Raw genomic sequence first — 12,498 nt, 5'->3', positions numbered from 1 at the left:
GTGGCCCGGCCACGGCCGCCCGGCGGAGCAGGTACTTTCGATCACGTGGCTGGATTCAGGATCGGACGCGGCAGGGACGACAACCGCCCCCCGCAGCAACCCCCGCACACCCCGCGGCAGCAGCCGTACGGTCAGCAGCAAGCGCCGCAGACGCCGTACGGCCATCAGCCCTACCCGCCCGCCGGCCCGCCGCCGCAGCAGCACTGGCCGGGCCAGGGCGCCACGGGCGACCACGGCGAGCCGGAGTACTTCGACCCGTACGGCCAGCCGGGCCCCGCGGGCCAGCACGGCCAGCACGGCCAGTACGCCCAGCCGCAGCCGCCGCACGCCCCGTACGCGGCCCCGCACGGGTCCTCGTACGCGAACGACCCGGGCCACACCCAGGCGTTCTCGGTCGGCGAGGACCCATACGGCCAGGGCGCGACGTACCAGGCCGGCGCGGCCTCCGCGGCCCCCGTCGGGCCGCGGCTGCACTGGAAGGACCTGCTGCGCGGCATCGTGCTGCGGCCGGGGCCGACCTTCTTCCAGATGCGGGACTACGCCGTCTGGGGTCCTGCGCTGGTCGTGACCTTCGTCTACGGCATGCTCGCGGTCTTCGGTTTCGACAAGGCCCGCGAGGACGCCATCAAGGCGACCCTCACCCAGGTCATCCCGATCATCCTCAGCGCCGGCGTGGCCTTCGTCCTCTGCGGCCTGATCCTCGGCGCGGTGACCCACACCCTGGCCCGCCAGCTGGGCGGTGACGGCGCGTGGCAGCCGACGGTGGGCCTGTCGATGCTGGTCATGTCCATCACGGACGCGCCGCGCCTGCTGGTGGCGGTGTTCCTGGGCGGCGACAACATGGTGGTGCAGGTGCTGGGCTGGGTGACCTGGCTGGCGGCCGGTGCGCTCTTCACCTCGATGGTCAGCAAGTCGCACGACCTGCCCTGGCAGAAGGCGCTGGGCGCGTCCGCGATCCAGCTGGTCGCACTGCTCTCGATGATCAAGCTGGGCACGCTCTAGCCGCCGCCCGGTACGCACCCGTACGAGGAAGGGCCCGCCGCGCGAGTCGCGCGGCGGGCCCTTCCTCGTACTCCGTACTCCGTACTAGCACATCAGGCGTCGAGGACCTGGCCCTCGCGCTTCACCACGGGCGGCTGGACGGACCAGGGGAACTCGATCCAGTCGTCGGTGCGCTTCCACACGTACTCGCACTGCACGAGCGAGTGGGACTTCTCGTAGATCACGGCGGAGCGCACCTCGGCGACGTGGCCGAGGCAGAAGTCGTGGACGAGCTTGAGTGTCTTCCCGGTGTCGGCCACGTCATCGGCGATGAGGACCTTCTTGTCGGTGAAGTCGATCGCCTCGGGCACGGGCGCCAGCATGACCGGCATCTCCAGCGTGGTGCCCACACCGGTGTAGAACTCCACGTTCACCAGGTGGATGTTCTTGCAGTCCAGCGCGTACGCCAGGCCGCCGGCGACGAACACCCCGCCGCGGGCGATGCTCAGGATGATGTCGGGCTCGTAGCCGTCGTCGGCGATCGTCTGCGCCAGCTCGCGAACGGCCCGGCCGAAGCCCTCGTAGCTCAGGTTCTCGCGTACTTCGCTCATGCCTCGTGCCTCACCTGGGTGCGGTGGAAGTTCTGGAAGGAACGCGAGGCGGTCGGCCCGCGCTGCCCCTGGTACCTGGATCCGTACCGCTCGCTGCCGTACGGGAACTCCGCGGGCGAGCTGAGGCGGAACATGCACAGCTGCCCGATCTTCATGCCCGGCCAGAGCTTGATCGGCAGAGTGGCCAGGTTCGACAGCTCCAGGGTCACGTGACCCGAGAACCCGGGATCGATGAAACCGGCCGTCGAATGCGTCACCAGACCGAGGCGGCCCAGGCTGGACTTCCCCTCCAGTCTGGAGGCGATGTCCTCGGGCAGCGAGATCACCTCGTACGTCGAGGCGAGCACGAACTCACCCGGATGCAGGATGAAGGCCTCGTCGCCCTCGGGCTCGACCATGCGGGTCAGGTCGGGCTGCTCGACGGCGGGGTCGATGTGCGCGTAGCGGTGGTTCTCGAAGACCCGGAAGAACCGGTCGAGACGCACATCGATGCTGGAGGGCTGCACCATCGACTCGTCGAACGGGTCAATGCGAACCCGTCCGCTGTCGATCTCGGCCCGGATGTCTTTGTCGGAGAGAAGCACGTCCCGAGGATACGCAGAGCGCGCGGGCCGCCCCAATCGGGAAGGAACCCGCGCGCCCGTGACTACCGGCCCGCCGCCCTAGCGCTTGACGCCGCCGACGGGCACCGCGTGCCGCAGCCGCGCGCACCGCGGACAGCGCAGCAGCCGCCCGGGGCCGATCCGGCCGGCACCGAGGTGCTGCAACGGGAACGAAGCGGTGTTGAAAACATGCCCTTCGGCACAGCGGACGACTGTGTGCTCCATCGAGTCCCTTTCCCCAACGAGCCGTACTGCGATGAATCGCCACATTAGGGGATGATCGGGACCCACTCCAGCCGCCGCTCCGCACCCCCACGGTACGCCCCAACTCCCGCCCCCACGAACCCTCCTGCACCCCGGAAACGAGAACGACCCCGACGGGTGAATTCACCGGGGGTCGATCATGGGGTACAGTGTGCAACGGTAGGGATCCAGGCAGCTGGCCCACTTGCGGATGTAGTTTAATGGTAGAACATGAGCTTCCCAAGCTTATAGCGCGGGTTCGATTCCCGTCATCCGCTCTTCTGCGAAGCCCCAGGTCAGCGACCTGGGGCTTCGTCGTTGTCTAGACCTGTCGGGGAGACTCAAGCCCCCGACGGGGGCCTCTCAGGTGATCTGGATCTTCGTCGTGCGTATCGTTGCCGCAGCCTTGGCAAGGGAGTCGACCCTGCGAGGCCTGAGGGGGGCGGCATGCGGGACACCGTGGCGCGAGGGGCGACGGACGGGCTTGGGAAGTATCGGGGAGAACTGACCGGGTACTGCTACCGGATGCTGGGGTCGTACGCCGAGGCCGAGGACGCCGTGCAGGAGACGATGGTCCGGGCCTGGCGGAACGTCGAGCAGTTCGAGGGACGTTCGTCGTTGCGGTCGTGGGTCTACCGAATCGCTACCAACGTGTGCTTGGACGCCTTGGCCGCGGGCAGGCGGCGGGCCCAGCCGATGGACCTCTCAGAGCCTTCCCCCGGAGCCTCGCCCCCGGGAGCGCCGGAGGAGGCCGCCCTGTGGATCGAGCCCTGTCCCGGCGGGGACCCCGAGGCGGCGACGGCTGCGAGTGAGTCGGTACGGCTGGCGTTCGTCGCCGCGCTCCAGCACCTGCCGCCCAAACAGCGGGCCACGCTGATCCTCCGGGACGTGCTGACCTTCTCGGCCCGCGAAGTCGCTGAGCTGCACGGCTCGACCGTCGCCTCGGTCAACAGCGCTCTGCAGCGGGCCAGAGCCACCCTCGCCGCGCACCGCGGCCCCGTCGCCGACCCCAGTGCCCCTGCCCGATCCACCATCTGAAGGACCCTGTAAGTGACCTGGTCAGAGCACACCGTCATCCGTGAGGGCGTCCGTATTTCCTGCCGTGACTGGGGCGGATCTGGGGTGCCTGTCGTCCTGCTGCACGGGCTGGCCGGGCATGCGGGCGAATGGGACGCCATCGCCCGGGACCTGAGCCCCCGGTACCGCGTCATCGCCGTCGACCAGCGCGGCCACGGTGCCAGCGAGCGCCGCCCGCGGGATGTCTCACGTGCCGCGTACGTCGCGGATGTCGTCGCCGTACTCGAACAGTTCGGCCTCCAACAGCCCGTCCTGGTAGGTCAGTCGCTGGGCGGCCACACGGCCATGCTCGCCGCCGCCGCACACCCCGCGCTGTTCCGCGCGCTCGTCTTGGTGGAGGCGGGGCCGGGTGGGCCGAACCGGAACGTGCAGGAAGAGATATCGAGTTGGCTCGATTCCTGGCCCAGGCCGTTCCCGTCGCGGGAAGCCGCCGTCGCATTCCTCGGCGGCGGTCCGGTCGGCGAGGGCTGGGCGGCCGGCCTGAAGGAACGCGACGGCGGTTGGTGGCCACGCTTCGACTACGACGTGATGGTCGCGTCGGTGGCGGAGAACGCCCAACGGTCCTTCTGGAACGAGTGGTCGAGGGTGGCCTGCCCAACCCTGGCCGTCCTCGGCCGGTCCGGCATCATCCCGCCCGAGGAGATCGACGAGATGCTCCGGCGACGGCCGCAGACCGTGGCCTTGAGCGTCCCCGGCACGGGACACGACGTTCATCTGGAGCGGCCGGACGTCCTGAGGCGCGTACTCCATGGGTTCCTTGAGGACGTCACATGATCTCCCGCCAGCCAGCCAGAAGCCCGGGCTGCGGGACCACGATCCCGTTCACTGACCGGTGTTCTCCTCGGCGAGCGTGTGGGCGACGAGGGCGTTGGCGTGACCGTGGCCCAGGCCGTGCTCGGACTTGAGCCAGTTGACGAGTTCCATGTGCTTCGTCAGCGGGGAAGTGCGGATGAGGTCCTTCCACTCGGCGATCGGACGGCCGTACTTCTTCTCGATGGACGGGAAATAGCTGGCAGGACCCTTCACGGCGTCGGTCATGGGTGCTCTCGTTCCGTATCGAAATGATCTTGATGGTGTCGATGATGCCAGGGGAGAGGCGGTCCGCTAGTGGTTCACCGGGGTGCCGGCCAGCCGGGCTGCCACTGCGGTCAGCCACAGCAGGCCGAGTCCCGCACCGGCGGTGAAGGCCAGGACGGAGACGGCCGAGGCCATGAAACCCGCGAGGACGACCACCGGTACGAGGCGGGTCGCGACGGCCCAGCCCCGCAGACCCCGGGATGCGAGCGCACGGGCCAGGACGACGAACGCGGCGGACAGGGCGAGGTAGCCGGCCATTCCGCCGAACATGTGGACGGCGCCGTGCCCGCTCATCACGGTCGCCTCGGGGGCACCGGCAGGGAAGCCCGCCCCGGCGTCGGCCGGGAAGACCGCGGCGACCCAGAAGGAAACGGCGAAGGCGCCGACCAGGACCGGGCCCCAGGTCCCTCCCGGTGCGCCGCGCAGTACCTGCCGCAATCCCGCCGCCCCGGCGAGCAACAGCGCGCCTGCGAGCAGGAAGTTCAACGTCTGGATCCACCCGGACTCGCCGAGGGCGAGCTGGCTGATCGCGTTCCGGGTGAAGTCGAAGCCGTCCCGCACCACGCCCTGGGCGAGTCCGGCCGCCAGGAACAGCGGGCCCGCCAACATGCCGCCGGCCACCGCCCACCGCGCCGCCGGGCGCGGTGCGGGAGCGGCGAAGGCGATGTCGTTGGGGGCGGTCAGCGTGTGGGTCATAGCGGGGCCTTCCTTGCCTCGGTGGTCTCGCTCATATGACCGACGGCAAGGGGAGAAGTCATCGCTCCCGGCGATGTGCACTGGATCACACATGATCCGGAACGGTTCCCCCGCGCTCGCGCCGCCGAGAAGGGCGTGCCACAACGTGCCAGTAGACGCGGTAACCAGCGGACAACAAGGGGGTCGAGGCAACGGCCAGGTAGCGAGCCTGAACGGAAGTTCCCGCGGGTCAGATGCCCTTTGCGTGCCCAAGTGCCGGGTGATTCCCAAGCTTATGGCGCGGGTTCGATTCCCGTCATCCGCTCTCGCAAGAAGTCCCAGGTCAATGACCTGGGCCTTCTTCGTTGTCTCACCACCGACATCCTTAGTTCACACTGAACCGCAGTTGTTCCGGCGGGCCGGAGGCCAGCTCAGGGAGCGGCCGGTGCACGACCGCACCTAGCTCGCGAGCGCCTTGAACAGGCCGCGGATCTCGTCCTCGTCCGCGATCACCGGCAGGGTGTCGAAGTAGAGCTCCCACTCGCCCTTCGGGCCAATGCGCTCGACGATCCCGAAGGGGATGTCGGTGCCCTTGGGGTCGGTGCCGTTGCGGTCGGTCATCGTGCCATGCCACTCGACGTAGGTGGTGGTGCGGCCGAAGGCGACCTGGCCCGCCTTGAACTCGACGTCGGCGTTCTCGAACAGCCGCTGCAGGTAGGCGGTCTTGCCCTCCTGGGAGGTCAGCGACCGGTCCAGGCCGGGCCCGGCCAGCTTGGCGTTGCCGGTACGGGCGGCCAGCGCGGCAGCGTCCCCGCTGTTCCAGGCGGCGAGGCGGGCGGGGATTTCCTGGGCGTGGAACCGGTCGGGGGCCGCTCCGCGCGGGCCGGGGCCGGCCGGGTCGGCGATGCCGGCGAAGAGGGGGCGGGGCCGCTGAGACTCGGGCAAGACCTGGAACAGCTCGTAGCGGTCGTAGTAGCGGCGGGCCTGGATGGTCTTGCCGTCATCGCCGAGGACGTTGCGGGCGATCTGCGGGTAGCTGACCTTGTGGCCCTTGAGGGTGACCGTGTTCTGCTGGCCGAACATCATCACGGCGCCGTCGGCGACCACGTTCGTGCCGCGGTAGCGGAGGTCCGGCACAAGGCGGAGTGAGTTGCTGATCGAGGCTCCGATCACTTCGTGGCCGCGCTGGGGCTTGCCGCCGGCCTCCCAGAGGCTGGCCTCCTCGTCGAAGATGTCCAGGTAGGTCTGGACGCTGGGAGCCTCGCCGAAGACGATCTGCCGCTTCATGAAGGCGCAGGCGTTCGAGGTGATCCGCCCTTCGAGCCGGTCTACCTTCTCGCGGACCTCGGCGCACTCGCTGCCCTCGGCGGTGGCGGTGGCCGGCGCGGCACCGAACGTGAGGCCTGCGAGGAGAGTGGCCGCCGCGAACACTCCGGTGCGCGTGTACCGCCGCATGTTCATGTCGTTCCCCGTTCGTGATCGCTTGATCGCTTCGATTGATCAAGATTCTTCGAAAGCGCCAGAGAAAACGATTACCTCAGGGGTAATGACGGGCAGTTGACAGTGCGGATGACGACCGACCACGGATGACAGGCACTGGCACGGACATCCACGGACTCGACCGCCTCCGCTCCCTCGCCAGCGCACCTTTGCGGGCCTCACTTGACGACAGGCGACCCGCACAGCTTCTGGTGGAAGCCGAGGCCGGCCAGGCCTTCTGGCTGCGCGGCCTCGGTGACCAAGAAGGATGGGACCCCATGGCCCGGTCGACGAGCCCATGCGGCTGAACGGATGCGAAAGCAGTCCGGGGGCGACAGCCGCCGACCCGCGGCGCCGACTCGTAGGCATCCCGGGCGACTCAGCCCGCTCGTGGCCACCATCGTCGGGGCGTGCCCCAACCGTGCCCTTAGGAGCGGTCAACAGCGGTCAGAACCCATACGAACAATTTCCGCGCCATAGATTCCCCAGCTTATAGCGCGGGTTCGATTCCCGTCATCCGCTCCACGACAAGGCCCCAGGTCAGCGACCTGGGGCATTGTTTGTTGCCCAGACCTCCCGGGCACGCACGCCATGCACGTGCCGCAACTGCGACAACAGAGTGCCGGGTTGCCTGCTGGTGCTGGGCGGTAAGGGTGCTCATGCCCCATCGTCGGCTCGCTCAGTCGGCGCCTCCCCCCTGGCCGGCTCCGGGAAGCATGCCGGGCTGCCGCATCTGGGAGAAGCACACGTGCTTGAGTGCCTGCGCCCCCATCACAGCTGTCGGTATCGGCGCGTGGAACAGCACGTCCGGCTCGACGACCTCGTCGATCGTCTTCGAGATGACCTCCAGATCGCCGCTGTTCACGGCATCGTGGAAACGGCCGAACGTCACCCTGTCGTCGCCTTGCGCCCCGATGCTCACAGCGCGGCCACTGCCACCGGCGCTTCGGCCTGCCCCGCCTGCTTGGCTTGGAGCAGTCGCTGGCGCGTGGCGCCTCCCGAGACGCGGTGCAGGCGGTACGCGCCGGGCTTGCCCGCCTCGTCGGCCAGGTGCTTGACGACGCCCGTGCACACCGCCTCCTTGAGCTTCGCGCCCAGGCGGCCGTCGATGTTGAACCACACCGTGTCGGCGGCGCGCGCGCCCATCGGCATCGCGGCCTGGCAACTCATCCGCAGCGGCAGGCCCGACGGCGCCGCCGAGGGGGGCGTCAAGACCCCACCGACCCGCTCCGGGAGCGAGAGGCCACGATGACCAGTGACGATCCGGTCCGCCGCGGCGGCCGTGAAGCGCAGCGCCGCCGCACCCGCAAGGCGATCGTCGACGCGGCGGTCCGGCTGAGCGCCGGCGGAGCGACGCCGTCCATCGACGAGATCGCGGCCGCCGCCGACGTGTCGCGGCGCACGGTCTACGCGTACTTCCCGAGCCTCGACCACCTGCTGATCGACGCGACCGCCGGCGCGCTCAACGAGCCCCCGGTCGAGGAAGCGCTGAACGACCCCGCACTGGCCGGCGACCCCGCGGGCCGGGTGGACGCCCTCATAAGGACGCTGTTGAAGTACTCATCGCAGTCGCTTCCCCTCGGCCGCCGACTGATCCGCCTGACCGTCGATCAACCGGCAGGCGAGACTCCGGAGCCGACCGGACCGCGCCGCGGCCCCCGCCGGATCCAGTGACTGGAGCAGGCCTGCGAACCGCTCCGCGACACCCTGAGCCAGGAGTCGTACCAGCGGCTGATCTCGGCCCTGACCATCGTGGTCGGCTGGGAGGCGCAGATCGCCCTGCGCAACGTCCGCGGTCTCGGCCCGGAGGCCGAGGAGGAGGCCATCACCTGGGCGGCGCGCGCCCTGGTAGAGGCAGCGATCAGGGAACACGAGGCGGACAGCCCGTAAGACGACGGCTCCCGCGCCGGCCGGCACCGACAGCGGACCTCGCGGAGAGCAACTGCTACGACGGACTTCGAGGGGCAGGTTCCTGTCCCCGCATGGGGGGTCGTGCCACAACGTGCCAGTCGGGACGGTAAACAGCGGTCAGCAAGGGGGCCGACGAGGCAGTCAGACAGGCGGCGTTCTGCCGCCCGGCCCCAAGGCATCAGGCTCCACGAGCCTGTCTCAGCTGGACCTTCGACCTGTCACGGGCCGCCCGTACCCATGACTCGATACCGCCGGCTGATGTCGCATCGACCCGGATTCCAGGCAGTACCGCGGATTCCGGCGCCGCGCGGATCGGCGCCGGTCCGGCTGCCGAGGTGGCCCGTTGCCCGGACAGGGCCGTTTCCGAGACCTTCGTGGGCCAGGGAAGCGACGGGGCGTGGACGCATCCTGCGGAACCGCGGTCAGGGGTGGGCGTCGGGCAGGGCTTCGGTGCTGCCGTCGGGGTGGATGAGGAGGCGGACCGCACCGCCGTAGCGGTCGTCGGTTATCACAGCGGGGGTCGGGAAGCCGAGCTGCTGGGCGCGCTGCTGGAGGATGCCGATGACGACGTCCTGGATGTTGCCGAAGGGCGGGGCCGTCACGGGGACCTCGTCGATCAGGCCCGCGTGGTGGGAGAAGACGCGGACTTCCGCGACCGGAGGGGTGGGCTGCACGGCCACTGCCTTTCAGGAGTTCGGGACGGCTTCGCCGGTGGACGGCCGGTTCGCGGTGTAGGTGCCGCGCGAGACCCGTAGGAGTCGGCCCGCCTTGACCATGGCGGACAGGGCGTTGCTGACCGACTTCCCCGCGTCCTGGTAGGCGCCCGGGGGAAGCGCCCCGACCACGTCGCGGCTGGTGAAGTGACCCGGGAAGGAGGAGACCGCCGTCTCCACAGCGCGCCGCAGGCTGGGGACGCCCCAGGGACCGGACCCGCCCGCCCACGTGGCGGAGTGGTGCGGGCGATTGTCGCACTGGATGCCCGCGTGGCCCTCGCCGTGGTCCTGGCGCGGAGTGAGGGGCTGGTAGCGCTCCAGGTGGGAGCCGAGCTCGCGCACCGCTTCCAGTACGGCCGCCAGATTCCGGGCGTGGGCGACGGCGGCCGGGTCCGCGGTGTGGGCTGCGGGGACGAGCACCGCCGTGATGGCCTCCACATGGTGCAGCGAGTCGGCCAGGCGGCGCAGCAGGGGCTCGAAGATGTCCTGCCGCAGCGCGGCGACGGGGTCGTTGGTCGCGAGCTCGATGCTCACGGAACCGGTCAGGGCGCTGTCCGTCACCTCGTAGGCGGTCTCGTCGCCTGCTGCCGCACGCCAGGACTCCAGGCTCATGCGGGTCCGGGTGACCGCGGCGAGGAACTCGGGCGCCACGGCGGCGGACGGAATGAACGCGAGCATCCCGGCGAGCTGCTCGGTGACCTTGAGCATGGGGAGCGTGGCGGACGCCAGCGGACCGAGCACGGCCTTCTGTATGGCCAGGGCCGGGTCGGCGAGCGAGTAGGCGATCCGTGCTCCCGACAGGGCCGGAGCGCCCGCCTTCGATATCTCGTCCGTGTCGGTGCGCGGTCGGCGGTCCGCCGGGAAGTGCTGTGCCGGTTCCTGCCGCTGGGTGGGAACCGGCCCCTGGCCGGAACCCGATGGCCGGCGTGCCCGGTGCTCCTGGAGGGCGCTGAACGCGTCGAGTACCGCGGCTGCTTCAACCGCTTCACCGCGGCCGTCGCCCGTGGCGGACGCGGTGGCGGTCAAGCGTCCCCGGCTGTCGCCGATGTGCAGCCACCTGCGGATCCAGCGCCGGTCCTGCTCCGTGGTGGCGGCGGCGTAGCCGCCCGGATCGGACCGGACGACAGAGCCCTGCAGGCATGCGGCCCACACGGGGCAGGAGAAGCACAGCTGCCGGGCCGCATGGGTGAGGGCCTGGCTCCGCCGCATGCGGAAGGGAAGTTCCGGAGCACCCGCGGACGGACGTGTCAGGAGCGGCTCCGCGAAGATGTCGGGCCGCCGCTGGCAAGGCAGAAGCGTCGTGGTGACCGGCAGCATCGATGCCGGCCGGGTTCTCATCGCTGTCCTCGCCATGAAAGAAGTCCCCCGATGTTCTTTGTGACCAACGGGGACTCTAGAGTAGGGCAATTGGCAGCGGCAAAGCCGTACCACCTGCTGTGTGCCACTTATTACACAACGGAAATGCCGGGCCACCAGTTCACCGCGCATCCGTGTCAGCGGCTGCCGCGATCCGGCGGAGACCCCGGCGCTCCAGCCTGGGTTCACGCCGGTTAACGCCGGAGAACGTTCCGCTACGAAGCATCAGAACGCCTACGACGCCAAGGAATCCAAGGGGTACGCCGTACAGCGGCGCCACCATGCCCACCCCGGACGCACCGACGAGCAGTACGTCGGCCAGTACGACGGTCACGCCCCGGCGCCCCCTGGGACGCTTGAGCATCCAGGCACCCAGCAGCGCCATACCGCCGAGCGCCCAGTAGCCGAAGACCGCCTGGCCGCTGAGAAGTCCGCCGGAGGAGCCACGCGCGATGTCGCCCGCGGCCGCCAGGTAGCCGGTCATCGCGGCGGTGACGATGGTCGAGGCGAGACCGAGCAGCAGCTGGCCGCGACGGCGCAGCAGCCACACCAGCGCGGCGAGGGCCAGCAGCGCGGCCATCGTGATGAACGAGGCCATGCTGGTCGAGGCGAGCATGAAGAGGGTGTAGGCGCCGGCGATGCCGAAGACGATCCGGCGGAGCAGCCGCACGGCCCACGCGTCGTCGCGCTCCTGACGGAGCAGGCGGCGGAAGGAGTCGAGGGAGGGGCGCGGGGTCATCACGGACCGTCCATACCTGTTGCGGGGGCGCGGAGGGTGAGGGCCGGAGCGCCCGCGCTTTCAGCTCCGGAGGCCGGTCCGGCGGTCTCGCGCCGGGTGATGGTGGTCGGCTGCTGGAAGCCCATCTGCCAGAGCGGGCTGGGCAGGCGCTTCGGCGCGGCCTGCGGCTCGGGCGCCTCGACGGCGGGGGCCTGTGCCTGGGCCGGGGCCACGGCCTCCATCAGATTGTCGATCTTCGCCTTGCGGGCCTCGGGGGTGTCGGCCGCGAAGGCGTACGGGTCGATGTAGCGGGGGAGGTCCTTGTTGTCGAACTGCGCGACGGCCCGCACGGCGTTCGTGCCGGCCTCGGCCCGGGTCACCTCGGGCCATGACTGGGGGGCCTCGTACACGAAGTGGATGTTGTGCAGGCCGACGTTCTCGTTCCGGCAGAGCGTGCCGAGCTCCTTCTGGTGCAGGACCGCCCGGGTGTTGCCGACGTCCGCGAAGACCACCACCCGGCCTTCGGCCAGCCCGCCGTACGTCGCGGAGATCTCGTCCCATTTGGCCTTGGCGTAGCCCGGGCCGAAGCCCGCCTTCTCACCACCGAGAGCCCGGATGATCGCCGGTTCCCACAGGAACATGCCATCCAGCTCGCGGCCGCCCTGGGTCGTCTCCAGGGTCTGGGCGGAGCCGGCGCTGATCGTGTTCTGCTCGGCGGCCCACTGCTCCGCGATGAAGCGCTGGGACAGGAAGTGCACGCCCTTGTCGTTCTTCGGCGCGTCCGGGTGCTCGAGGCCGTGCGACCAGAAGGCGCTGATCGGCCTGGCCCCTTCAGGCGGAGTGAGCTTCGCCTTGTCCCGCGCGAGGGCGTCGATGTACTGCCTCTCCTTGGACAGCAGCGACTTGCCGTCGTCCAGCACGATGTCCTTCAGCCCTGCCGCCACGGCGGAAGCCGAGATCTGCTCCACCACGGCGTCCGGGTCGAGCCGGGCGTCCTTGGCTGCCAGCTCACGGGCGTGGGCCCGCGCCAAGGCGCCTTCCGCTATGTGTTCCGG

The 12,498-nt window shown here is 69.9% G+C and carries 15 protein-coding genes, 1 tRNA gene and 1 pseudogene; 6 read left to right on the top strand and 11 right to left on the bottom strand.

The window, feature by feature from the left end; all coding sequences use genetic code 11:
* The first annotated feature begins 45 nt into the window (after positions 1-45).
* Complete coding sequence (locus ACFY7H_RS05210; RefSeq protein ID WP_388933273.1) at positions 46-1,002, top strand: YIP1 family protein; 957 nt, start codon at positions 46-48, stop codon at positions 1,000-1,002.
* A 92-nt stretch (positions 1,003-1,094) separates the two neighbouring features.
* On the opposite strand, the gene ACFY7H_RS05205 is transcribed toward ACFY7H_RS05210, so the two are convergent.
* A complete protein-coding gene (locus ACFY7H_RS05205) occupies positions 1,095-1,592 on the bottom strand; it encodes a phosphoribosyltransferase (protein ID WP_388933271.1) in 498 nt (165 codons plus the stop codon).
* Entirely contained in the window at positions 1,589-2,176 is a 588-nt protein-coding gene (gene dcd, locus ACFY7H_RS05200; RefSeq protein WP_388933269.1) for a dCTP deaminase, read from the bottom strand. Before dcd ends, ACFY7H_RS05205 begins: the two co-directional genes overlap by 4 nt.
* A gap of 468 nt (positions 2,177-2,644) precedes the next feature.
* Here dcd and ACFY7H_RS05195 point away from each other — a divergent pair.
* The 3 genes and pseudogenes from ACFY7H_RS05195 (at position 2,645) to ACFY7H_RS05185 (ending at position 4,288) form a co-directional block, all read left to right on the top strand.
* Positions 2,645-2,715 (top strand) — tRNA-Gly (locus ACFY7H_RS05195).
* Positions 2,716-2,884: 169 nt separating this feature from the next.
* A pseudogene (locus ACFY7H_RS05190) lies at positions 2,885-3,460 on the top strand (RNA polymerase subunit sigma-70); the annotation flags it as partial.
* A 27-nt stretch (positions 3,461-3,487) separates the two neighbouring features.
* On the top strand, positions 3,488-4,288 hold the full coding sequence (locus ACFY7H_RS05185; RefSeq protein ID WP_388933266.1) for an alpha/beta fold hydrolase: 801 nt from the start codon (positions 3,488-3,490) through the stop codon (positions 4,286-4,288).
* 48 nt (positions 4,289-4,336) lie between these two features.
* Here the strand turns inward: ACFY7H_RS05185 and ACFY7H_RS05180 are convergent, their stop codons facing one another.
* The 5 genes from ACFY7H_RS05180 to ACFY7H_RS05160 form a co-directional block, all read right to left on the bottom strand.
* Positions 4,337-4,552 (bottom strand): DUF4287 domain-containing protein, encoded by a 216-nt coding sequence (locus ACFY7H_RS05180; protein WP_388933264.1) that lies wholly within the window; start codon positions 4,550-4,552, stop codon positions 4,337-4,339.
* Positions 4,553-4,618: 66 nt separating this feature from the next.
* Positions 4,619-5,287: a DUF998 domain-containing protein gene (locus ACFY7H_RS05175; RefSeq protein WP_388933262.1), complete on the bottom strand. Its 669-nt coding sequence runs from the start codon at positions 5,285-5,287 to the stop codon at positions 4,619-4,621.
* Positions 5,288-5,725: 438 nt separating this feature from the next.
* Positions 5,726-6,727, bottom strand: coding sequence for a hypothetical protein (locus ACFY7H_RS05170; RefSeq protein ID WP_388933260.1), 1,002 nt, complete (start codon positions 6,725-6,727; stop codon positions 5,726-5,728).
* A 697-nt stretch (positions 6,728-7,424) separates the two neighbouring features.
* Positions 7,425-7,610, bottom strand: a complete 186-nt coding sequence (locus ACFY7H_RS05165) for a hypothetical protein (protein WP_388933258.1) — start codon at positions 7,608-7,610, stop codon at positions 7,425-7,427.
* Between the two features lie 53 nt (positions 7,611-7,663).
* On the bottom strand, positions 7,664-7,957 hold the full coding sequence (locus tag ACFY7H_RS05160; protein ID WP_388933256.1) for a hypothetical protein: 294 nt from the start codon (positions 7,955-7,957) through the stop codon (positions 7,664-7,666).
* Between the two features lie 36 nt (positions 7,958-7,993).
* Here ACFY7H_RS05160 and ACFY7H_RS05155 point away from each other — a divergent pair, with 36 nt between their 5' ends.
* Both ACFY7H_RS05155 and ACFY7H_RS05150 read left to right on the top strand, forming a co-directional pair.
* On the top strand, positions 7,994-8,419 hold the full coding sequence (locus tag ACFY7H_RS05155) for a TetR/AcrR family transcriptional regulator (RefSeq protein ID WP_388933253.1): 426 nt from the start codon (positions 7,994-7,996) through the stop codon (positions 8,417-8,419).
* Between the two features lie 78 nt (positions 8,420-8,497).
* Positions 8,498-8,635 carry a hypothetical protein gene (locus ACFY7H_RS05150; protein ID WP_388933250.1) on the top strand — a complete coding sequence of 46 codons (138 nt, stop codon included), beginning with the start codon at positions 8,498-8,500 and terminating at the stop codon, positions 8,633-8,635.
* A gap of 443 nt (positions 8,636-9,078) precedes the next feature.
* Here ACFY7H_RS05150 and ACFY7H_RS05145 read toward each other — a convergent pair whose 3' ends face one another.
* From ACFY7H_RS05145 to ACFY7H_RS05130, 4 genes are all read right to left on the bottom strand, one after another.
* The gene (locus tag ACFY7H_RS05145) at positions 9,079-9,330 is read right to left on the bottom strand and encodes a hypothetical protein (protein ID WP_388933248.1); all 252 of its coding nucleotides are present in this window, start codon (positions 9,328-9,330) and stop codon (positions 9,079-9,081) included.
* Positions 9,331-9,342: 12 nt separating this feature from the next.
* Complete coding sequence (locus ACFY7H_RS05140) at positions 9,343-10,686, bottom strand: WhiB family transcriptional regulator (RefSeq protein WP_388933719.1); 1,344 nt, start codon at positions 10,684-10,686, stop codon at positions 9,343-9,345.
* A 160-nt stretch (positions 10,687-10,846) separates the two neighbouring features.
* Positions 10,847-11,464: a hypothetical protein gene (locus tag ACFY7H_RS05135; protein ID WP_388933246.1), complete on the bottom strand. Its 618-nt coding sequence runs from the start codon at positions 11,462-11,464 to the stop codon at positions 10,847-10,849.
* On the bottom strand, positions 11,464-12,474 hold the full coding sequence (locus tag ACFY7H_RS05130; protein WP_388933244.1) for a hypothetical protein: 1,011 nt from the start codon (positions 12,472-12,474) through the stop codon (positions 11,464-11,466). The genes ACFY7H_RS05135 and ACFY7H_RS05130 overlap by 1 nt, the downstream gene beginning before the upstream one ends.
* Between the last annotated feature and the right edge of the window lie 24 nt (positions 12,475-12,498).

It is taken from the genome of Streptomyces sp. NPDC012794, from assembly GCF_042901085.1.
Classification (GTDB): domain Bacteria; phylum Actinomycetota; class Actinomycetes; order Streptomycetales; family Streptomycetaceae; genus Streptomyces.
The sequence above is the reverse complement of the archived record's forward strand: the minus strand, read 5'-3'. Positions and strand labels throughout refer to the sequence as shown.